Origin of the sequence: Reyranella sp., assembly GCF_036558665.1 — a bacterium.
GTDB lineage: Bacteria > Pseudomonadota > Alphaproteobacteria > Reyranellales > Reyranellaceae > Reyranella.
Genome location: NZ_DATBFE010000057.1, coordinates 41,130 through 61,488 on the forward strand (window position 1 = coordinate 41,130; position 20,359 = coordinate 61,488).

The window sequence follows — 20,359 nt, forward strand, 5'->3', positions numbered from 1 at the left end:
GCTGGTCGCTTGAAACCGCGGCCGGTTTGCGCGACATCCCTGCATGAAGTGATCGACTCCCCTTCTCCAGCCCCGCCTGTATCGCGTACCGTGGCCCTTGTCGGACTGATGGGCGCGGGCAAGACGGCAATCGGCAAGCGGCTTGCCGCACGGTTGGGCCTGCCGTTCATCGATGCGGATGACGAGATCGAGCGCGCGGCCGGCTGCACGGTGGCGGAATTTTTCGAGCGCTACGGCGAGGTGGAGTTTCGCACCGGCGAGCGACGAGTCATCGCGCGCCTGCTGGAGGGACCGCCGCATGTGCTGTCCACAGGCGGCGGCGCCTACATGGACTCCGACACGCGCGCGCTGTTGCGCGCACGAGCGGTCACCGTGTGGCTGCGCGCCGATCTCGAGGTGCTTTTCGAGCGCGTGAAGAAGCGGGCCCACCGGCCGTTGCTGCGGCAGGGCGATCCGCGCGACGTTCTCGCCCGGCTGATGGCCCAGCGTTATCCGGTCTATGCCGAGGCCGATCTGGTCGTCGAGTCGACGGCGCAACCGGCCGAGATCACGACCGAGCAGGTGATCGATGCCCTTCGCCGGCATCTCGCATTCCAGCCCCTGGGGGCGCCGGCATGAATGCTCGATCGTCGGCACCGCGGATGGTGCGCCTCGATCTCGCGGGCCGCGCCTATGACATCGCGATCGGAGCGCAACTCATCGACCGGGTGGGCGAGCTGGCGGCGCCCCTGCTCGCCGCGCCACGCGTTCTCGTGGTCAGCGACCAGACCGTCGCGGCGCTTTACGGCGCTCGCGTTGCAGCCTCCTTCGAGCGGGCCGGTGTCCAGAGTGCAAGCGTCACGGTCCCTGCCGGCGAAGGCACCAAGGATCTCGCCGGCTTTGGCCGCCTTATGAACGACCTTCTCGACCGCCGCCCGGATCGCAGGACCACGCTGGTGGCGCTGGGCGGCGGCGTCGTCGGCGACCTCGCAGGCTTTGCCGCCGCCGTGTTGCTGCGCGGCGTCGATTTCATCCAGGTGCCCACGACGCTGCTGGCACAGGTCGATTCCTCGGTGGGCGGCAAGACGGGCATCAATACCCGTCATGGCAAGAATCTCGTCGGCGCCTTCTATCAACCACGTCTGGTCGTGGCCGACACCGATGTGCTCGACACCCTGCCCCGGCGCGAATTGCTGGCGGGCTATGCGGAAGTGGCGAAGTATGGCCTGATCGACGATCCCTCGTTCTGGGACTGGTGCGAGAAGAATGGCAGTGCCCTGATCGCAGGCGATGGGGTCAGGCGCGCCTACGCCATCGAGCATAGTTGCCGCGCCAAGGCGCGCATCGTCGCCGCCGACGAACGCGAGACGACCGACCTGCGGGCCCTTCTCAATCTCGGCCATACCTTCGGCCACGCGCTGGAGGCCGAAACCGGCTTCGGTCCCGACCTGCTGCACGGCGAGGCGGTGGGTGCGGGCATGGCGATGGCCTTCACTCTGTCGGCCCGGCTCGGCCTCTGTCCCGCGCCCGACGCCGAGCGTGTACGCCACCATCTCGGCACGGTCGGCTTGCCGGTGCGGCTGCGCACTATCGGCGGTGACAATCGGAGGCAGTGGAATGCGGCGAGGCTGATCGACCATATGCGCGGCGACAAGAAGGCCGAGGCAGGCCGCCTGACCTTCGTGCTCGTCCGCGGCATAGGCAAGGCGTTCGTCACCCGCGAAGTTGACGAGACGGCGCTGCGAGGCCTGCTCGACGCTGCCATCGCTGCCTGACGTCCCATGGAAAACCTCGAAGTACCGCTGGTCGCCGCGGCCCCGCTGGTTCTGCTTTGCCTCCTGCTCGGCGCCTACCTTTCAGCCGCTGAGACGGCCATCACCGGGGTGTCCCGGCCGCGCATGCATCGACTGGCGCAGCAAGGCAATCGTCGCGCCAAGCTCGTCAATCACTTGCTCGACCGCAAGGACGAGACGGTCAGCGCCGTGCTGCTGGGCAGCAACGTGGTCAACATCTTTTCGGCGTCGCTGAGCACCGCCGTGCTGACGGCCCTGTTCGGGGCGGCGGGCGTCGTCTATGCCACGGTGGCGATCGGCATCATGGTGGTTATCTTCGCCGAGGTCATGCCGAAGACGTGGGCGTTGCTGCGCGCCGACCGCGTGGCCCTCATGTTGGCGCCGTCGATCATCGTCAGCCTGAAGATCCTGGGACCATTCGCGCGCGCGGTATCGTGGATATCGCGGGCCTTCCTGCACTTGCTGGGCGCGCGCACCGACCGCACGCCCGATCCGGAAGAGCACGACGAACTCCTGCGCGGCGCCATCGAGCTTCACGGCATCGATCTCACCGACGCCGACGCGCCGGCCGAGAAAGCCATGTTGCGTTCGGTACTCGATCTCGGCGATCGCACCGTGAGCGACGTCATGGTGCATCGCGGGAGCGTAGCGCTGATCGACGCCGACGAGCCGACCGAGTCGATCGTCACGCAGGTGCTGGCCGCACCCTATACCCGTCTCCCGCTCTATCGAAGCCAGCCGGACAACATCGTGGGCGTTGTCCATGCCAAGGACCTCTTTCGCGCAGTCAACGCGGCCGGCGGACCCGCCACGGTGCGTATCGCCGACGTCATGACGCCGCCCTGGTTCATCCCGGAGTCGACCATTCTGTTCGATCAATTGAATGCCTTCCAGGCCCGGCACGAGCACTTCGCCATCGTGGTCGACGAATATGGCGTGATGCTGGGTATCGTCACCCTCGAGGACATCATCGAGGAGATCGTCGGCGACATCGAGGACGAGCACGACGCCATCAAGCGCGGCGTTATCCGGCGAGAGGACGGCAGCCTGATCTGCCAGGGCAGCGTGCCGATACGCGATCTCAACCGCGAATTCGGCTGGGAGCTGCCCGAGGACGTGGCCACGACCATCGCCGGTCTCGTTCTCTACGAAGCCCGGCGCATTCCCGAGGTCGGCCAGACCTATGCTTTCTACGGCTTCAGATTCGAGATTTTGAAGCGCGAAGGCACCCGCATCGCCGAGTTGCGAATCGTGCCGCCGAACGCCATACAGGCGCCCAACGTCTGAAGACCAGCCGAGAGGATTTGCCATGCCGCTTTCGCCGCCGACCGGGCGACAGCACCTGCATACGCGCCGCGTCACCTGCCAGGGCTTCTTCCGGGAAGACGGCCTGTGGGACATCGAGGGCCGCATTACCGACGAGAAGACCTACGAGCATCCCAATGAATGGCGCGGACCGCTGAGGGCCGGCGATTTCGTGCACGACATGTCGATCCGCCTGACGCTCGACCACAAGTTCACGATCGTCGATATCGAGGCCGTCACCGACAGGTCCCCCTACCAGGTCTGCGGTAACGTCGCGCCCGACTTCAGGAAGCTGATCGGGCTCAGGATCGGCGGCGGCTTCCATCGCGAGGTCCGCGCCCGGCTGGGCGGGGTTCATGGCTGCACCCACATCGTCGAGCTTCTGGGGCCGGTCGCCACGACGGCGTTCCAGACCGTGGCCTCGGGCAAGGCGCGCGAGCTGAACCGTGTCCACCGCGCCAAGAACGGCGCCGCTCCGGCCAGCCGCGCCGCACGGTCGCCACGCAAGCCCTACGTCATCGACACGTGTCATGCCTGGTCATCCGACGGCGAGGTGGTCAAGCGCTGGGCGCCGCATTTCTATACCGGCCCCGATGCCGAGGCCGTACGTGCCGCCGCCGCGGGCAAGGAAATCGAGCTCGACGGTTGATCCGGGAAGCGCCACGGGTAGGCTATGGCTTGCGGTCTTCCTCGGGTGTGAGCGTCGTCAGCGCAAGGGCATGCAGGCCGGCAGCGAGCTCGTCCTTCAACGCCTGATAGACGAGACGCTGGCGCGCAACGCGGGTCTGTCCTTCGAAGGCCGACGATACGATCTCGACGCGGAAGTGGGATTCGCCACCCTCGCGATAGCCGGCATGGCCGCGATGGCGCGACGATTCATCTTCGATGCTGAGCCGCAGCGGCGAGAAACGCTGTCGAAGCTTCTTGTCAATTGCTATTGCCACGTCACCCATCGCTCGCCTCTCTTGCCCGGCCATTCGCTTGAACTCATATTAGCGGAATGCCGCGACGGCGAGCCAAACCTCTGACCGCGACCGAGAGCAACGTCTCCTTCGAGCGAGTTTGCGAAGCGCCCGGCTGCCGGCAGCATGGCGAGTACCGCGCGCCCTTGGCACGCGACCGACTGAACGAATATCGCTGGTTCTGCCTCGAGCATGTGCGCGACTACAACAAGCGGTGGGACTACTTCGCTGGCCTTGACGCCGCCCAGATCGAGCAACATATCAGAGCCGATACGATATGGCGCCGGCCTGTCTGGCCGTTGGGCGGCCGTCGCAGCGGCGGACCGCGAATCCACGATCCGCTCGGCCTCAGCGACGATGCCGGCCTTGCCGAACGGCCGACGCCGCGTCTCGATGGCAGCGAGCAACTGACGCCTGCGGAGCGCGGTGCCATCGAAGTCCTTGAACTTTCATGGCCCTTGACGCTGGCCGACGTGAAATCTCGTTACAAGGAGCTGGTCAAACTGCATCATCCCGATGCCAATGGCGGGGCTCGGGAGGCCGAAGAAAAGCTGAAGGAGATCAACGCGGCCTATTCCACATTGCGGGCATCGGAGCATCTTCCCGCCGATTGACATGGACGCGCGTCTGGCCTGCCAATTGGCCGCTTGCAGCGCACAATAGGGCCTGCGACTATTGGATTTAGGCCCGCAATCTGGCGGGTTTTGCTTTGTTAGGAATTCGTCTGATGGCTTCTACGACGACCGTGGCCCGCCAGAACGTCTCGGGTATGCCGGACATCAAGGTTTCGGCTCGCCAGGTGTTCGGCATCGACACCGACATGGAGGTGCCTGCCTTCAGCAGCATCACCGAGCATGTGCCGGCGGTCGACGACGCCTATCTGTTCGACCACGACACGACGATGGCGATCCTTGCCGGGTTCGCTTTCAACCGACGCGTCATGGTCCAAGGCTACCACGGCACCGGGAAGTCCACCCATATCGAGCAGGTGGCGGCCCGCCTCAACTGGCCGTGCATCCGGGTCAACCTCGACAGCCATATCAGCCGTATCGACCTGATCGGCAAGGACGCGATCGTGCTGCGCGACGGCAAGCAGGTTACCGAGTTCCGCGAGGGAATCCTGCCGTGGGCCCTGCAGAACCCGACGGCCCTGGTGTTCGACGAGTACGATGCCGGCCGCGCCGACGTCATGTTCGTGATCCAGCGCGTGCTCGAGGTCGAGGGCAAGCTGACGCTGCTCGACCAGAACAAGGTGATCCATCCGCATCCGGCCTTCCGGCTGTTCTCGACCGCCAACACGGTCGGCCTCGGCGATACGACCGGTCTCTACCACGGCACGCAACAGATCAACCAGGGCCAGATGGACCGTTGGTCGATCGTCACCACCCTCAACTATCTTCCGCACGACCAGGAAGTGAACATCGTCGCCGCCAAGACGCCGTCCTACGACAGCGAAGACGGCCGCAAGATCATCTCGGCCATGGTGGCGCTCGCCGACCTCACACGGGCGGGCTTCATTGCCGGCGACATCTCGACCGTCATGTCGCCGCGTACCGTGATCACCTGGGCGGAGAATGCGCGCATCTTCAGCGGCGACATAGGCTTCGCGTTCCGCCTCACCTTCCTCAACAAGTGCGACGAGGTCGAGCGCAGCACGCTCGCCGAATACTACCAGCGCTGTTTCGGCAAGGATCTGCCACCGAGCAGCGGCAAGGGCGGCAAGCTGCACTAGGGCGCGCCGATGGCCAAGGACACGACTCCCCTCGAGGAGTTCCGCCGGGTCACTGCCACCACGATGCGGGCGATCTCCCGCCGTGAGGTCAACGTCTCGTTCGTGCCCGACGGCGGTTCGCTGCTGGGCCAGGAGGCGCGCATCACCGTGCCCGCGCGCGACCTTCCGGTGGAGGATGTCAGCCGCGTTCGCGGCGAAGCCGATTCGATGGCGCTGAAGCTGCGCCACCATGATCGCAAGATGCATCTGCGGCGCGTGCCGCGCGGCGAGACTGCCCGGGCGATCTTCGAGGCGGTGGAACAGGTGCGCGTCGAGGCGCTGGGTGCCAAGCGCATGGCCGGCGTCGCCGACAATCTCGCCGCGCTCTGGCGCCAGCGCTCCGACCAGCGCGGCCATGGCCGCATCAAGACCAAGGACGACGCCCCGATCGCCGACGTCATCGGCCTGATCGCGCGGGAACAGCTTCTGGGCGCATCGCCGCCGGAATCGGCGAAGGCGATGGTCGATATGTGGCGGGCCGACGTGGAAGCCGCCGCCGGCCGCGACTTCCAGAAGCTCAAGGACGCGCTCGGCAACCAGGACGCCTTCGCCCGCGCCGCCCGTCAGCTCATCCGCGATCTGAAACTCGGCGACGAATCAGCCGATTTGCAGGACGAAGATCCGGAAGAGTCGCAGGATCAGGAGAACGCCGACGGCCAGTCGAACGAAACCGGCGACGACCAGAGCGATTCGAGCGAAACGCAGGGATATGGCGCACAGGGCGAGGAGACGGAGGATGCCTCCGAGCAGGAAGATGCATCGGAGACCGTCGCCGATCAGGCCCAGACCGAGATGCAGATGGGCTCCGGCGACGAGGAGGAACCGGGCCGCGCCGAGCGCCCTTGGCTGCCGCCCGGCGCTCTCAGCAACGAGCCGCTGGGCCAGCAATATCACCCCTACACGATCAAGTTCGACGAGATCGTCGAGGCCGACCAGCTTTGCGACGCCGAGGAGCTCGGCCGGCTGCGCAACCACCTCGACCAGCAGCTTTCCCATCTGCAGGGCGTGATCGGCAAGCTCGCCAACCGCCTGCAGCGCCGGCTTCTGGCGCAGCAGAACCGCGCTTGGGAGTTCGATCTCGACGAGGGCATGCTCGATGCCGCGCGGCTCACGCGCATCATCACCAATCCGATGCATTCGCTGTCCTACAAGCAGGAAAAGGACACGAACTTCCGCGATACGGTCGTGTCGCTCCTGATCGACAATTCGGGCTCGATGCGCGGCCGACCGATCACCGTGGCCGCCATGAGTGCCGACATCCTTGCCCGCACGCTCGAGCGCTGTGGCGTCAAGGTCGAGATCCTGGGCTTTACGACGCGCGCCTGGAAAGGCGGCCAGAGCCGCGAGCAGTGGCTCGCCGCCGGCAAGCCCGGGAACCCGGGGCGCCTCAACGACCTGCGCCACATCATCTACAAGCCGGCCGATGCGCCGTGGCGCCGCGCGCGCAAGAGCCTCGGCCTGATGCTGCGCGAAGGCATCCTAAAGGAGAATATCGACGGCGAGGCGCTTCTGTGGGCGCACAACCGGCTGCTGCCACGGTCGGAAGAGCGCAAGATCATGATGGTGATCTCCGACGGGGCGCCGGTCGACGACTCGACCCTGTCGGTCAATCCCGGCAACTACCTCGAACGCCACCTGCGTGACGTCATCGACTGGATCGAGACGCGCTCGCCGGTCGAACTGATAGCCATCGGCATCGGCCACGATGTCACGCGCTACTATCGCCGGGCCGTCACTATCGTCGATGCCGATCAGCTCGGCGGCACCATGATGGAGCAGCTCGCCGCCTTGTTCGACGAAGATGACAACAAGGATGTTCGCGCTGCCCGCACCGCCAGGTCCAGCGGAAGGTCCGGCAGTCGCCGCGCGGCCTGATCTTTCGAACCGGCGTTTTCTGCCCGACTTCTTCCGCTTGCTTGTGCTTGCCTGCCTGTTGCTCGCCGCTGCCTGCGGCGCGCCGGCGACAGCACCGCTCGACACGCGGTCGCGACCGCTCGAGATCCGGACCCAGAAGGAGCCGTTCAAGCTCGATGATCCCTCGGCGCGGCAGGTGGGCCGGCTGATCTGGCGCGGCGGTCTCTCCCTCCATGCCAACTCGGCCCATTTCGGCGGATGGTCGGATCTCCATGTCACACCCGATGGCAGCCGCCTCGCCTCGGTCTCCGATGTCGGCGACTGGCTCATCGCCTCCATCGATTACGACCAGCACGGCAATCTGTCGGGCATCAGCAACGCCCGGATCGGCCCGCTGCATGGGCCCGACGGCAAGCCGCTGGTCGGCAAGGAATGGTCGGATGCCGAGGGGATGGCTCGCATGCCCGATGGCTCGTGGATGGTGTCGTTCGAGGGGCACCACCGCATCTGGCACTACACGACCCTGGACGGCGTACCAGTCGCCGTCGACGCCCCAGAAGATTTCCGCCGCCAGCCCCGCAATGGCGGTGTCGAAACTCTGACCGCGCTGCGGGACGGACGCCTCATTGCGATCAGCGAGGAATATTCGCTCCGGTCGGGATTCAATGTCGGCTGGATCGGCGTGCCAGCGGGCGAGGGCCGATATGCTTGGAGCCGCTTCGAGTACGCGACCATCCCAGACTTCCATCCGACGGCGATCGCCCAGGTTCCGGACGGCTCTCTTGTCCTGCTCGAGCGTGCATTCGACCTGATCCGGGGCGTGCGCGTACGGATCATGCACTTCGACGCGAGCACGCTCAGGCCCGGAGGCACGGTGCATGCCGAAGAACTGGCCTTCCTCGCCTCCCCGTACGTGGTGGACAATCTGGAAGGCATATCCGCGGCCACGGGCCGGCACGGCGAGATCCTTCTCTGGATGATCTCGGACGACAACTTCAATCCGTTGCAGCGCAACCTGCTGCTGATGTTCGAGCTGGTCAAATAAAAGGCCGCTTCACGCGGCCTTCTTTGCATCCTTCTTCGCCTTGGCCGAAGTGACCCGGCGCTTCAGCGTCAGCATTTCCGGACTGAGCTTGCTGTCGTTGGTGCCCAGCAGATAGGCGTCGATTCCGCCATTATGCTCGATGGTCTTGATGCCACGCGGCGTGAGCCGCAGGCGCACACTGTGTCCCAGCACGTCGGACAGAACCGAAGCCACTTGCAGATTGGACATGAACCGACGCTTGGTCTTGTTGTTGGCGTGGCTCACATTGTGGCCGTATTGCACGGACTTGCCCGACAGGGCGCAACGACGAGGCATGACGATTTCCATAAAAAACCATCCCGCCAGCGGGCGGGAAGGCGGGCTTTTTAGGGGCCCGGGCAGGGGCCGTCAAGCGAACCAGTCCACGATCCTTTCGCTGATATCCTCGACCTGGTCCTCGGGAATCACACGTCCGCGCGCCGAGATTCCCGCCTGATGCACGGTTTCCGGGTCGCCCGAGACCAGCGGGTGCCACCAATAGAGATCCTGCTTGAAATGGATCAGGCGGTAGGCGCAGGTCTTGGGAAGCCAGTCCATCGTCGCCACCACGGTTGGGGTGAGCTGGATGCAGTCGGGCACGATCTTCTTTCGGTTCTTGTAGTCCCGGCACCGCGCCGTCTTGGGATCCAGGAGCTTGCAGCAGGTATCCGTCTGGGCAAGCTCGCCCGTCCCTTCGTATTCGAGCTTGTTGACGCAGCACATGCCGCACCCGTCACACAGCGATTCCCACTCGGATCTCGACATCTGAGCAAGCGTCTTGCGCTTCCAGAACGGCGATTCTGCCCTGGCGGCGGCGCGGCGGGCGCGCCTCACGAACGACTTAGCGGCCATGGAAGGCTTCCAGCATGCGCCGGGCGGCCGCGGCGGGAGTCGATCGTCCGCTCTCGACATCGCGCTCCAGTCCGCCCACCAGGCGCTTCACCTCGGGATGTTTGCGCAATTCAGCCAGCAGAGTTTCGCCGACCTCGTTCCACATCCAGGCACGCGCCTGCCCGGCGCGGCGGCGCGCGATGCCCTTCTCGCCTACCGCCTGGTTGAAGCGTTCGACGATCGCCCAAAGCTCGGCCACGCCTTCGCCCGTGTGTGCCGAGCAGGTCGTCACTTCCGGCGTCCAACCCGCGGTCGGGGAGCGCAGCATGCGCAGGGCGTGCTTGTAGTCTGCGGCCGACCGTCGCGCGGTCGCCTTCAGATCGCCGTCGGCCTTGTTCACCACGATCAAATCGGCAAGTTCGATCACGCCGCGCTTGATGCCCTGCAGTTCGTCGCCACCTGCCGGCAGCAACAGCACGATGAACATATCGACCATATCGGCGACAGCGGTCTCCGACTGTCCGACACCCACGGTTTCGACGATCACAGTGTCGAAGCCTGCCGCCTCGACCAGCAGCATTGCCTCGCGTGTGCGGCGCGCTACCCCACCCAGGGTGGCGCCGGCCGGCGACGGTCGGATGAAGGCGGTGGTCCTGCGCGACAGCTCCTCCATGCGTGTCTTGTCGCCCAGGATCGAGCCGCCGCCGCGCTTGGACGACGGGTCGATCGCCAGCACGGCAAGCGACCGCTCGCGCTCCAGCAGCGACAGGCCGAAGCGCTCGATCAGGGTCGACTTGCCGACGCCGGGGACACCCGTAATGCCGAGCCGCACCGACTTGCCGGAATGCGGCAGCACGGCAGCCAGGAGCACGTCCGCGCGCTCGCGGTGATCCGGACGCGTCGATTCGACCAGAGTGATCGCCTGGGCAAGTGCGCGCCGATCGCCGGCTAGCAGTGGCTCGAGCAGGGAATCGGCGGCATGGCCGGATTTGGCGACCGACGGGCTCATGGCGGGCAAGCTTTATCAGCGGTGTCGGCGCAAGGCCAGCAAGGCGCCCGCACCCGCCGCCAGATAGAAGATGGCGATCGACGGCCCGAAACCCGCGTGGCCCATGATATCCATTGCGGCGCCGGCGATCGGTCGCCCGATCAGCCCGCCGATGGTATAGAAGATCGTGAAGGCGGCGTTGGCGAGCGCGATCTCCCCGCCTGTGAAACGCTGGCCGAGCAGCGCCAAGCCGACCGTATAGATGCCGAACGAAATGCCTCCCCAAAGCAACAGCAGCGCGAAAATTCCCTCGCTCCGCAGATCGATCATGGACAGCAGGATCGTCATGGCGGCGCTGAAGAGCGCGCAGGCGGCGAGCACCTTGTGGCGATCCCAATGGTCCGCAGCCCAGCCGATCGGCCACTGCAAGCCGAGATTGCCGATTACGAAAGCCGAGAGCCACATGGCCCCGGTCTCGGGCGGGACACCTGCGGTCACGGCGTAGACCGGCAGAAAGCTGAAGGCGGCCTGCTCGCCCAATCCGCAGGCGAAGGCGGCCAACATGGCGACCGGCGCGAGCCGTGCAATGCGCAGGAAGCTGCCCCCGGCCGCCTCCTCAACTACCGGTGCGGTGCGCCAGTTCGGCAGCAACGGCACAGCGATCAGCAGGGTGAGCGCTGCCGTCGCCAGAAACGGGCGCGGTCCGTAGACGCCCACGACCTGGAGGATCACCGGCCCGACGGCCAGACCCGCCGCCACGAGGGTCGAATAGATCGCCACGGCGCGGCCGCGACGGCCTTCGTCCACGACGATATTTATCCAGATCTCGCTCACGACCCACGGAATGCCGCCCGACACGCCCGACAGCAGGCTGAGACCGAACCAGAGGATCGTGTCCTCGGTGTAGGCGAACGCGACCGAGATGGCCGCCGTCATCACAAGCGAAAGACAAATCAGCGGGATCACCCCGATACGCGCCGCGACGGCGGGAATGCGGTGCGCGGTCGAGATCATGCCGATGCCCCAGGCCGCGCTCACCAGCCCGATCGTGAAATTGTCGACGCCGCGCCGCTCGAGTGCCAGCGGCACCAGCGGCAGGGCCGCGCCGACCTGCACGCCAAAGGCGAGGCAGGCCACATAGACGGGCAGCAACGCCCGCCACGGCGCTGCGATGACACTATTCGACGACATAGGGATCGCCTTTGACGCCACGGCGCAACGCCGCCAAGGCGCCGATGCCGGCCGCGGCATAGAAGAAGGCCAGCGTCCAGCCGAGGCCGGAATCCCCCAGGAGATCCATCGCCGCCCCGGTGAGCGGCTGGCCGATCAGGCCGCCGCCGATGTAGAGCATCGAGAAGATCGTGTTGGCGCGGGCAATATCGCCGTTGCGGAACCGCTGGCCGAGCAATGCCAGGCCGAGCGGATAGATACCAAACGAAATGCCGCCCCAGACCAGCACGATGGCCAGAACCGCGGGCGAATGCGCCGGCACCACCGGCAGCAGGAGAACGAGGCCCGCACTCGCAATCGTTGCGCCGGCCAGCACCGCGCGCCGGTCGACCCGGTCGGCCAGCCAGCCGACCGGCCATTGCAGCACCAGGTTTCCAACCACGAACGCCGACAGCCACAGCGCTCCGGTCTTCGGCGCCACGCCGGCGCCTACGGCATAGACCGGAAGGAAGCTGAATGCCACTTGTTCACCGACACCACTCGAGAAGGCGGCAAGCATGGCGAGCGGCGCGGCGAGGACGACCGCCACGAAGCCGCTTCCCGCCTGGGGCGCGATGGCAGGTGCCGCTTTCCAATAGGGCAGCAGCGGCACCGCGATCAGCAAGGCGATCAGGGCGCAGGTCAGGAACGGCCATGGCCCGTAGACGCCGACCACCTGCAGGACGAACGGCCCCAGCGCCATGCCGGCCGCGATCAGGATGGCGTAGATCGCCATCGCGCGGCCGCGGCGCCGTTCCTCGACAACGATGTTTATCCAGATCTCGCTCAGGACCCACGGCACACCATCGACCGCGCCGTGCGCGAGATTGAGTGCGAACCAAACGATGGGGTTGCTGGTGAGCGTGTAGGCAACCGAAACCGCGGCACCCACGACCACGGCACCGACGATCAACGGCACCGTGCCGAGCCGCACCGCAAGATGGGGGATGCGCGGTGCGGTCAGGAGCATGCCGATGCCCCAGGCCGCGGCGATGCCGCCGATCACGAGCTTGTCGAACCCCTGCCGCTCCAGGGCGAGAGGTACGAGAGGCCACGAGGTGCCGGCCAGCAGGCCGGCCGCGCCACAGGCGGCGAGGATCGGCAGCAATGGCTGGCGCGACGCAACACTATTCGGCGACACGCAGATGTCCCTCCGCGCGGAAGGACGGCAGCTTCTCGGCTTCGGCCTCGACCTTGCGCTCGGCTTCGGCCGCGGCTTCCTGCTGACGCCGCCACATATCGGCATAGAGGCCGTTTCGCGCCAGCAGCTCGCCATGCCGGCCGCGCTCGACCACGCGGCCGCGGTCGAGCACCACGATCTCGTCGGCGTGGACGATCGTCGAGAGCCGATGCGCGATCACCAGTGTGGTACGGCCGCGGCTCACCTCCTCGAGCGAGCGCTGGATTTCCTGCTCGGTGCGGGTGTCGAGCGCGCTGGTCGCCTCGTCGAACAACAGGATGCGCGGGTTCTTGAGAATGGTGCGCGCGATCGCCACGCGCTGCTTCTCGCCGCCCGAGAGCTTCAGGCCGCGCTCGCCGACCGTCGACTGGTACTTCTGCGGCAACGCCATGATGAAATCGTGGATACGCGCGAGCTTCGCCGCCTGTTCCACTTCCTCGCGGCTTGCATCGGGCCGGCCATAGGCGATGTTGTAGTAGATCGTGTCGTTGAACAGGACCGTATCCTGCGGCACGACACCGATTGACGCGCGCAGGCTCGCCTGCTGCACGTCGCGAATGTCCTGGCCATCGATCAGGACGCGCCCGGCGGCCACGTCATAGAACCGGAACAAGATACGTGACACGGTGGATTTGCCCGCCCCGCTCGAGCCCACGATGGCCACCGAGTCGCCGGGCGCCACGCGAAAGCTGACGTCGTGCAAGATCGGCCGGGCCTTCTCGTAATGGAAGTCGACATGATCGAACACGATCTCGCCGCCGCCGACGTGAAGCGCCGGCGCGCCGGGCCTGTCGGCGATCTCCGCCGGCACGTCGAGCAGACCGAACATCTTTTCCATGTTCACGAGCGCCCCGCGGATCTCGCGATAGGCGAAGCCCAGCATGTTGAGGGGCGCATAGAGTTGCAGGAGGAACGCGTTAACCGCCACGAAATCACCGACGGTCATGGTGCGATCGACGACACCGCTGCCGGCCATCACCATGACGCCAGCGAGGCCTGCGGCAATGATCAGGCCCTGGCCGATGTTGAGCAGCGAGAGGGTGCGGCTCGAGCGGATCGCCGCCGTTTCATAGCGTCGTCGGCCGACGTCGTACCGCCGCGCTTCGTGAAGCTCGTTGCCGAAGTACTTCACCGTTTCGTAGTTGAGGAGACTGTCGATCGCTTTGGCGTTGGCGTCGGTATCGGCGTCGTTCATGCGGCGCACGAACTGGATGCGCCATTCCGAAAGCGTGATCGTGAAGACGATGTAGCCGGCAATGACGCCCAAAATGACCGCGGTGAAGCGCCAGTCGTACAGCCGCCACAGGATCGCACCCACCAGCGCGATCTCGAGCAGCGTCGGCAGGATGTTGAAGGTCGTGAAGCGGATCAGGAACTCCATCCCCTGCGTGCCGCGCTCGATGACGCGACTGAGCCCGCCGGTCTGGCGCTCGAGGTGGTAGCGTAGCGACAGGCTGTGGAGGTGACCGAAGACCTGGAGCGCGAGGTTGCGGATCGCGCGTTGCCCGACGGGTGCGAAGATCGCGTCGCGGATCTCGCCGAAGGCCTGGGCCAGCACGCGCGCCAGTCCGTAGGCGAGGATCAGGGCCACCGGTACCGTCACCGCCTGGGCCTGCGGAGTGCCGAATGCGTCCACGGCGTGCTTGTAGAGGATGGGGACGTAAACGTTGGCGATCTTCGCCAGCACGAGGAGCGCCAGGGCAACCGCAACGCGCGTGCGCAGCCCCCATTCGCCCTTTGGCCACAAATGACGGGCCAATATGGCGAGCACGGCCCATGACCGGCCGAGACCGATGGTGGGAGGACGATCGTTGCCTGGGGGTGACATGGACGGAAGGCCGGTTCGGGCGCGCAAGCTCGGTGGCAGAGAGGGCGTCGGCCTTCTATCGTGCCTGCAGGGTCGGGGTAAGTCCCCACGGAGCGCTATTTCATGACTTTTCGTAGGGCCTTGATCGCGTTTGCCTTGTGCAGCGGCCTTTCGCCGGCCGCGTTGGCCGAGGAGGCGCGACAGGTGGAGGTCGGCTATGCCATCACGTATCTGGCCTTCACCGGCTTTCGCATCGACTTCACGGCCCGCTTCAACGACCACCGCTACGACGTCGAGAGCCACACCTTCAAGGAAGGGCTGATCAAGGCGGTCACCATCAATTATGACGGCAAGAACCGGGCCTGGGGTGGGTTTGCAGCGCAAGGCGCTCGCCCGGCCGGTGGTTCGTTGTCGATCGTGGTGGGCGACACGCCGCGCTCCTGGATTGCGCAATATGGCCCAGGCGGAGCCCTGAAAGGGAAGAGCGAGCCGCCCTGGAACCCGCCGCCTGACAAGGCAATTCCGGAGGACAAGCGTAACGGGTCGCTCGACCCACTGTCAGCGGCGATGCAGGTCGGCATGGCGGGCGACGCCGCCTGTGACCGGACCGTTGCCTCCAACGACGGCAAGCGGCGCATCGACGTCGTGCTCACCAAGATCGGCACCGAGCCGGCAGCGGCGGCGGGCGTGGCCGGCGCGAGAGGCGATCTGCTGATATGCAGTGTCTATACCAAGCGGGTCGCCGGCGACTTCGACGACGCACCCAAGGAAGCCGAAAGCAAACGCGAGCGACCAATGAAGCTGTGGTTCGCCCGACTCGACGACACGTCCTTCCGCTATCCGGTGAAACTCGAAGCGGAGACGGGCTTCGGCACGATCTACGGCAAGATGCTGTTTTTCCGCGAGCGGCCACTTACGGAAGAAGAGAAGATCGCGATGCGGCGGTAAGACTCGTCGCGACTGCTCACGCCGCGCGTTTGTGGTCGCGCTGACGCAGGATCGACAGGATCTCCGCCGCCGCCGCCGGAATGTTGGTTCCAGGACCATAGATCGCGGCGACTCCAGTCTTCCTCAGGAAATCGTAGTCCTGAGCCGGAATCACGCCGCCGACGACGACCAGGATGTCCGAGCCGCCCTGCTTGCCGAGTTCCTCGATCAGGTGGGGCACCAGGGTCTTGTGCCCGGCCGCCTGGCTCGAGACGCCGATGACATGCACGTCGTTCTCGATCGCGGCGCGCGCCGCTTCCTGCGGCGTCTGGAACAGCGGCCCAATATCGACGTCGAAGCCCAAATCGGCGAAGGCCGTCGCGATTACCTTGGCGCCGCGATCGTGGCCGTCCTGGCCCATCTTGACGACCATCAGGCGCGGCCGGCGACCCTCCTCTTCGGCAAAGGACGCGATGTCGGTGCGGATGCGCGCCAGGCCCTCGTCGCCTTCCCATTCCCCGGCATAGACGCCGGAGATCGAGCGGATTGTCGCCTGGTAGCGGCCATAGACGCCTTCGAGTGCGGACGATATCTCGCCCACCGTTGCCCGTGCCCGGGTCGCCTCGATGCTGAGGGTCAGCAGGTTCCCGGTGCCGTTGCGGGCTGCTTCGCCCAGCGCCTTCAAGGCCGCGACGCATTTGCCTTCGTCGCGACTCGAGCGGATCTTCTGCAGCCGCGTCACCTGGGCATTGCGCACGGCGTCGTTGTCGACCTCGAGGATCTCGACCGTCGCATCTTCCTTGGGCTGGAACTTGTTCACGCCGACGATCACTTCCTCGCCGCGATCGATGCGCGCCTGCTTGCGCGCCGCCGCTTCCTCGATGCGCATCTTGGGCATGCCGGCTTCGACCGCCTTGGTCATCCCGCCCAGCGCCTCGACCTCGCCGATCAGCTTGCGTGCCTCGGCGACCAGGCTCGCGGTCAACGATTCGACGTAGTAGCTGCCGGCCAGCGGATCGACGACCTTGGTGATGCCGGTCTCGTGCTGGAGAATGAGCTGGGTATTGCGCGCGATCCGGGCTGACTGCGGCGTCGGCAGCGCGATCGCCTCGTCGAACGAGTTGGTATGCAGCGATTGGGTGCCCCCCAGAACCGCCGCCAGGGCCTCGTAGGCGGTGCGGATGACGTTGTTGTAGGGATCCTGCTCGGTGAGCGACACGCCGGAGGTCTGGCAATGCGTACGCAGTGACAGCGAGTCGGCCTTCTTGGGGTCGAACGGCCTGATCAACTCGGCCCACAGGAAGCGGGCGGCGCGCAGCTTCGCCACTTCCATGAAGAAGTTCATGCCGATGCAGAAGAAGAACGAGAGCCGGGGCGCAAAAGCGTCGATATCGAGGCCTTTGGCCTTCGCCGCCCGCACATATTCGAGACCATCAGCCAGCGTGAAGGCAAGCTCCTGCACCAACGTCGCGCCCGCCTCCTGCATGTGATAGCCGGAAATCGAGATCGAGTTGAACTTCGGCATGTGCCTCGCCGTGTGCTCGATGATGTCGGCCACGATGCGCATGGAGGGTCCGGGCGGATAGATATAGGTGTTTCGGACCATGAACTCCTTGAGGATATCGTTCTGGATCGTGCCGGAAAGCTTCTCCTGCGGCACGCCCTGCTCCTCCGCCGCCACGATGTAGCCCGCGAGCACCGGCAGTACGGCGCCGTTCATGGTCATCGACACGCTCATCTTGTCGAGCGGAATGCCGTCGAACAGGATCTTCATGTCCTCGACGGAGTCGATCGCCACACCAGCCTTGCCGACGTCACCCACGACTCGCGGATGATCGGAGTCGTAGCCGCGATGGGTCGCCAGATCGAACGCCACGGAGAGCCCCATCTGCCCCGCCGCAAGATTGGCGCGGTAGAATCGGTTGCTTTCCTCAGCCGTCGAGAACCCTGCATACTGGCGCACCGTCCACGGCCGGCCGGCATACATCGTCGCCTTCGGGCCGCGTGTGAAGGGCGGGAACCCGGGCAGCGTCCCCACCGTCTCGAGACTCTCGAGATCGGCTGCCGTATAGAGCGGCTTCACCACGATGCCCTCGGGCGTGGTCCAGTCGAGCGACGAAAGCGGCTTGTCGCGCAGTTCCCTGGTCGCGAGGCTTTGCCAATCGGCGAGGGTTTTCTTCGGAAAATCGGCCATGAGTTCCACTTGTCGTCCCGAAGCTCAGCGGGACCTTCAGGCTGGCAAAAGGTCTCTCGCTTCGCTCCCCATCAACAATAAACGCTCGGAACCGCGAAAACAGCCACCTATTCGCAGGCGGTATGGTGCCCCACCCTGAAAGCCGGCCGGCCGAGCGCCAGACCTGGTCCATATGGATTTCGCCCAAAACATATATTGGACATCTCTGCCATCAGCTTCTAGCTCCTCTCGATGGCCCTGCGCGACAGCGAAAGAGCGGAGGCGGAATTCCCGCTCGTCTCGGCGGCGCCGACGATCGGCGAACTGTTCCGCGGTTTCCTCATGCTGGGCCTGACCGGGTTCGGCGGCGTGCTGCCGCTTGCCCACAACATGATCGTCGAGCGACGTCGATGGCTGAGCGGGCCCGAGTTCACCGAGCTGCTTGGTCTTTGCCAGTTTCTTCCCGGCGGCAACATCATCAATCTCGCGGCCGCGATCGGCATGAACTTCCGCGGCATCGCGGGTGCCTTTGCGGCGCTCGTCGGCTTGATCGCCGCGCCGACCGCGATCGTGATCGCGCTCGGCATCGTCTATGCGCGCTTCCAGTCGGACCCGCACGTCGTGCACATGTTCGCCGGCCTGGCAGCTGCGGCGGCGGGCCTGCTGGTCGCCATGGCCGTCAAGATCGCCGTGCCGATGCGGCGCAGGCCGATTGCGGTCGGCGTTGCCGCGGTCTGCCTCGTTGCCATCGCCGTCCTGCAATGGCCGCTCGTCCCGGTGATGCTTGTCCTGGCGCCGGTCAGCATCGTCCTGACCAGGAGGATCGGCGCGTGAACTCGACGCTGATCGCGCTGGCCGTCATCTTCAGCCAGCTCTCGCTGGTCGCGTTCGGCGGCGGCAATACCATCCTGCCCGAGATGCATCGCCAGGTGACGGACGTCCATCATTGGCTGACCGACGCCGACTTCGCGGCCCTGTTCGCGCTGGCGCAAGCCGCGCCGGGCCCGAACATGATGGTTGTGCCCTTGATCGGCTGGCACGTCGCGGGCTGGGCCGGCATGCTGGTATCGACGGCGGCGATCTTCGGCCCGTCTTCGGTCCTGACGGCGGTGGCCTTGCGCCTGTGGCGGCGCTTCAAGCAGCACCCGTGGCGACAGGCCGTGCAGGCCGGTCTGATCCCGATCTCAGTCGGTCTCGTGGCCGCGAGTGCCGTGCTCATCGTTCGGGCGGCCGATCACGAATGGATTCTCGTTGCCATCAGCGCCGGCGTCGCCGTGGTCGCCTCAAGGACCCGGTTGCATCCCCTGTGGCTGCTGGCGGCCGGCGCCGCCGTCGGCTGGAGCGGCTTCGGCCAATAGGCCCGGCGCCTGCCCGTCAAGGCCGCGCCGCGCGGACCCGACGCCCTGAAAACGACGTGAAATCGATAAATGGACCCAGCTCGTCAGGGGCGCCAATATCAGGTTCGATCAGTCCCACCGACGTCCCCCGTTGCCGGCGATGGATAGAGACATGCGAGCGCGCCTCGGCGACACCCTTTCCCGCTTCAAGCCTTTGGGCCTCGCGCACCTGCCGACGCCGCTCGAGCCGATGAAGCGCCTGTCGGCCCATCTCGGCGGCCCTCGCCTCTGGGTAAAGCGCGACGACTGTACCGGACTGGGCCTCGGCGGAAACAAACTGCGCAAGCTCGACTATGTGCTTCGCGAAGCTCTCGACAGCGGAGCCGATACGCTGGTTTCGGGCGGCGTCGTGCAATCGAACAGCCAGCGCCAGGTCGCGGCCGCAGCGGCGAAGCTCGGCCTTGCCTGCCATCTCGCCGTCTATCATGGACGGCTCGCGGCGCCATCGGCCGACTACGACAAAACCGGCAACGCCCTGCTCAATCGCCTGTTCGGCGCCATCCTGCATGACGTTCCCTGGACCGGCGATCGCAATCGCGCCATCAGCGCGCTTGCCGAAGACCTGCGCACTCGCGGGCGCAACCCCTATGTCGTTCCCTATGGCGTATCGAGTCCCCTGGGTGCCGTTGCCTACGCCTCGACCATGGTGGAGATCGCGAGCCAGCGCGAGGCGCTCGGCTTTGCGCCGACGGCGGTCGTGCATTGCTCGGGCAGCGGAGGGACGCAGGCTGGCCTGGTGGCCGCCCGGCATTGCCTGCCGGCCGCCCGTATCGTGGGCATTGACATCGACGCCGAACCCGAGCGGGTGCGCGCGGATGCGGTGGCCTACGGCAGGGCGGCGGCCGCCATGCTCGACCAGCCGTTCGATGCCGAGGATGTCGAGGTCGTCGCGGGCCACGCCGGTCCGGGGTACGGCGTGCCACATGAGGCGACGATCGAGGCGATCAAGCTCGGCGCACGACTCGAGGGGTTGGTGCTCGACCCCGTCTATTCGGGCAAGGGCCTCGCTGGACTGATCGCCCTGATCCGGGCCGGCCGATGGACAAGCGGGCAGGATATCGTCTTCATCCATACCGGCGGTGCGCCCGCGCTCTTCGCCTATCGTCAATCGTTCGACTGA

The 20,359-nt window shown here is 65.9% G+C and carries 20 protein-coding genes; 12 read left to right on the forward strand and 8 right to left on the reverse strand.

What is annotated here, in order from left to right; all coding sequences use genetic code 11:
* The first annotated feature begins 90 nt into the window (after positions 1-90).
* The 4 genes from VH499_RS08110 to VH499_RS08125 are packed head-to-tail and all read left to right on the forward strand — an operon-like array spanning position 91 to position 3,726.
* Positions 91-618 carry a shikimate kinase gene (locus tag VH499_RS08110; protein WP_332052200.1) on the forward strand — a complete coding sequence of 176 codons (528 nt, stop codon included), beginning with the start codon at positions 91-93 and terminating at the stop codon, positions 616-618.
* The gene (aroB, locus tag VH499_RS08115) at positions 615-1,754 is read left to right on the forward strand and encodes a 3-dehydroquinate synthase (RefSeq protein WP_332052201.1); all 1,140 of its coding nucleotides are present in this window, start codon (positions 615-617) and stop codon (positions 1,752-1,754) included. Before VH499_RS08110 ends, aroB begins: the two co-directional genes overlap by 4 nt.
* 6 nt (positions 1,755-1,760) lie before the next feature.
* Positions 1,761-3,059 carry an HlyC/CorC family transporter gene (locus VH499_RS08120; RefSeq protein ID WP_332052202.1) on the forward strand — a complete coding sequence of 433 codons (1,299 nt, stop codon included), beginning with the start codon at positions 1,761-1,763 and terminating at the stop codon, positions 3,057-3,059.
* 22 nt (positions 3,060-3,081) lie between these two features.
* Entirely contained in the window at positions 3,082-3,726 is a 645-nt protein-coding gene (locus tag VH499_RS08125; protein WP_332052203.1) for a DUF2889 domain-containing protein, read from the forward strand.
* A gap of 22 nt (positions 3,727-3,748) precedes the next feature.
* Here VH499_RS08125 and VH499_RS08130 read toward each other — a convergent pair whose 3' ends face one another.
* Positions 3,749-4,030, reverse strand: coding sequence for a BolA family protein (locus tag VH499_RS08130; protein ID WP_332052204.1), 282 nt, complete (start codon positions 4,028-4,030; stop codon positions 3,749-3,751).
* A 47-nt stretch (positions 4,031-4,077) separates the two neighbouring features.
* Between VH499_RS08130 and VH499_RS08135 the strand changes: the two genes are divergently transcribed.
* From VH499_RS08135 to VH499_RS08150, 4 genes are all read left to right on the forward strand, one after another.
* Positions 4,078-4,653 carry a J domain-containing protein gene (locus VH499_RS08135; protein WP_332052205.1) on the forward strand — a complete coding sequence of 192 codons (576 nt, stop codon included), beginning with the start codon at positions 4,078-4,080 and terminating at the stop codon, positions 4,651-4,653.
* A 113-nt stretch (positions 4,654-4,766) separates the two neighbouring features.
* Positions 4,767-5,771: a cobaltochelatase subunit CobS gene (gene cobS / locus VH499_RS08140; RefSeq protein WP_332052206.1), complete on the forward strand. Its 1,005-nt coding sequence runs from the start codon at positions 4,767-4,769 to the stop codon at positions 5,769-5,771.
* 9 nt (positions 5,772-5,780) lie between these two features.
* The gene (gene cobT / locus VH499_RS08145) at positions 5,781-7,685 is read left to right on the forward strand and encodes a cobaltochelatase subunit CobT (RefSeq protein ID WP_332052207.1); all 1,905 of its coding nucleotides are present in this window, start codon (positions 5,781-5,783) and stop codon (positions 7,683-7,685) included.
* Positions 7,624-8,709, forward strand: coding sequence for an esterase-like activity of phytase family protein (locus VH499_RS08150; protein WP_332052208.1), 1,086 nt, complete (start codon positions 7,624-7,626; stop codon positions 8,707-8,709). The genes cobT and VH499_RS08150 overlap by 62 nt, the downstream gene beginning before the upstream one ends.
* Positions 8,710-8,718: 9 nt before the next feature.
* Here the strand turns inward: VH499_RS08150 and rpmB are convergent, their stop codons facing one another.
* The 6 genes from rpmB to VH499_RS08180 all read right to left on the reverse strand — a co-directional run bounded on the left by rpmB (position 8,719) and on the right by VH499_RS08180 (position 14,682).
* A complete protein-coding gene (gene rpmB, locus VH499_RS08155) occupies positions 8,719-9,024 on the reverse strand; it encodes a 50S ribosomal protein L28 (protein ID WP_332052209.1) in 306 nt (101 codons plus the stop codon).
* A gap of 72 nt (positions 9,025-9,096) precedes the next feature.
* The gene (locus tag VH499_RS08160; protein ID WP_332052210.1) at positions 9,097-9,579 is read right to left on the reverse strand and encodes a YcgN family cysteine cluster protein; all 483 of its coding nucleotides are present in this window, start codon (positions 9,577-9,579) and stop codon (positions 9,097-9,099) included.
* A complete protein-coding gene (gene meaB / locus VH499_RS08165) occupies positions 9,569-10,567 on the reverse strand; it encodes a methylmalonyl Co-A mutase-associated GTPase MeaB (RefSeq protein WP_332052211.1) in 999 nt (332 codons plus the stop codon). The genes VH499_RS08160 and meaB overlap by 11 nt, the downstream gene beginning before the upstream one ends.
* 15 nt (positions 10,568-10,582) lie before the next feature.
* Positions 10,583-11,737: an MFS transporter gene (locus VH499_RS08170; protein WP_332052212.1), complete on the reverse strand. Its 1,155-nt coding sequence runs from the start codon at positions 11,735-11,737 to the stop codon at positions 10,583-10,585.
* Complete coding sequence (locus tag VH499_RS08175) at positions 11,724-12,896, reverse strand: MFS transporter (RefSeq protein WP_332052213.1); 1,173 nt, start codon at positions 12,894-12,896, stop codon at positions 11,724-11,726. The genes VH499_RS08170 and VH499_RS08175 overlap by 14 nt, the downstream gene beginning before the upstream one ends.
* A complete protein-coding gene (locus VH499_RS08180) occupies positions 12,883-14,682 on the reverse strand; it encodes an ABC transporter ATP-binding protein/permease (RefSeq protein WP_332052214.1) in 1,800 nt (599 codons plus the stop codon). The genes VH499_RS08175 and VH499_RS08180 overlap by 14 nt, the downstream gene beginning before the upstream one ends.
* Before the next feature lie 183 nt (positions 14,683-14,865).
* On the opposite strand from VH499_RS08180, the gene VH499_RS08185 reads away from it, so the two are divergent.
* Complete coding sequence (locus VH499_RS08185) at positions 14,866-15,690, forward strand: DUF3108 domain-containing protein (RefSeq protein ID WP_332052215.1); 825 nt, start codon at positions 14,866-14,868, stop codon at positions 15,688-15,690.
* Positions 15,691-15,706: 16 nt separating this feature from the next.
* On the opposite strand, the gene scpA is transcribed toward VH499_RS08185, so the two are convergent.
* Positions 15,707-17,863, reverse strand: a complete 2,157-nt coding sequence (gene scpA, locus VH499_RS08190; RefSeq protein WP_332052216.1) for a methylmalonyl-CoA mutase — start codon at positions 17,861-17,863, stop codon at positions 15,707-15,709.
* 231 nt (positions 17,864-18,094) lie between these two features.
* On the opposite strand from scpA, the gene VH499_RS08195 reads away from it, so the two are divergent.
* The 3 genes from VH499_RS08195 (at position 18,095) to VH499_RS08205 (ending at position 20,359) form a co-directional block, all read left to right on the forward strand.
* Positions 18,095-18,676 (forward strand): chromate transporter, encoded by a 582-nt coding sequence (locus VH499_RS08195; protein ID WP_332052217.1) that lies wholly within the window; start codon positions 18,095-18,097, stop codon positions 18,674-18,676.
* A complete protein-coding gene (locus VH499_RS08200; protein WP_332052218.1) occupies positions 18,673-19,200 on the forward strand; it encodes a chromate transporter in 528 nt (175 codons plus the stop codon). The genes VH499_RS08195 and VH499_RS08200 overlap by 4 nt, the downstream gene beginning before the upstream one ends.
* Positions 19,201-19,351: 151 nt before the next feature.
* On the forward strand, positions 19,352-20,359 hold the full coding sequence (locus tag VH499_RS08205) for a D-cysteine desulfhydrase family protein (protein ID WP_332052219.1): 1,008 nt from the start codon (positions 19,352-19,354) through the stop codon (positions 20,357-20,359).

Bases quoted from the DNA above. Each gene is read 5' to 3' on its own strand.
- aroB (WP_332052201.1), top strand. From the start codon at position 615: ATGAATGCTCGATCGTCGGCACCGCGGATGGTGCGCCTCGATCTCGCG.
- VH499_RS08120 (WP_332052202.1), top strand. From the start codon at position 1,761: ATGGAAAACCTCGAAGTACCGCTGGTCGCCGCGGCCCCGCTGGTTCTG.
- VH499_RS08125 (WP_332052203.1), top strand. From the start codon at position 3,082: ATGCCGCTTTCGCCGCCGACCGGGCGACAGCACCTGCATACGCGCCGC.
- VH499_RS08130 (WP_332052204.1), bottom strand. From the start codon at position 4,030: ATGGGTGACGTGGCAATAGCAATTGACAAGAAGCTTCGACAGCGTTTC.
- VH499_RS08135 (WP_332052205.1), top strand. From the start codon at position 4,078: ATGCCGCGACGGCGAGCCAAACCTCTGACCGCGACCGAGAGCAACGTC.
- cobS (WP_332052206.1), top strand. From the start codon at position 4,767: ATGGCTTCTACGACGACCGTGGCCCGCCAGAACGTCTCGGGTATGCCG.
- cobT (WP_332052207.1), top strand. From the start codon at position 5,781: ATGGCCAAGGACACGACTCCCCTCGAGGAGTTCCGCCGGGTCACTGCC.
- VH499_RS08150 (WP_332052208.1), top strand. From the start codon at position 7,624: ATGTTCGCGCTGCCCGCACCGCCAGGTCCAGCGGAAGGTCCGGCAGTC.
- rpmB (WP_332052209.1), bottom strand. From the start codon at position 9,024: ATGCCTCGTCGTTGCGCCCTGTCGGGCAAGTCCGTGCAATACGGCCAC.
- VH499_RS08160 (WP_332052210.1), bottom strand. From the start codon at position 9,579: ATGGCCGCTAAGTCGTTCGTGAGGCGCGCCCGCCGCGCCGCCGCCAGG.
- meaB (WP_332052211.1), bottom strand. From the start codon at position 10,567: ATGAGCCCGTCGGTCGCCAAATCCGGCCATGCCGCCGATTCCCTGCTC.
- VH499_RS08170 (WP_332052212.1), bottom strand. From the start codon at position 11,737: ATGTCGTCGAATAGTGTCATCGCAGCGCCGTGGCGGGCGTTGCTGCCC.
- VH499_RS08185 (WP_332052215.1), top strand. From the start codon at position 14,866: ATGACTTTTCGTAGGGCCTTGATCGCGTTTGCCTTGTGCAGCGGCCTT.
- scpA (WP_332052216.1), bottom strand. From the start codon at position 17,863: ATGGCCGATTTTCCGAAGAAAACCCTCGCCGATTGGCAAAGCCTCGCG.
- VH499_RS08195 (WP_332052217.1), top strand. From the start codon at position 18,095: ATGGCCCTGCGCGACAGCGAAAGAGCGGAGGCGGAATTCCCGCTCGTC.
- VH499_RS08205 (WP_332052219.1), top strand. From the start codon at position 19,352: ATGCGAGCGCGCCTCGGCGACACCCTTTCCCGCTTCAAGCCTTTGGGC.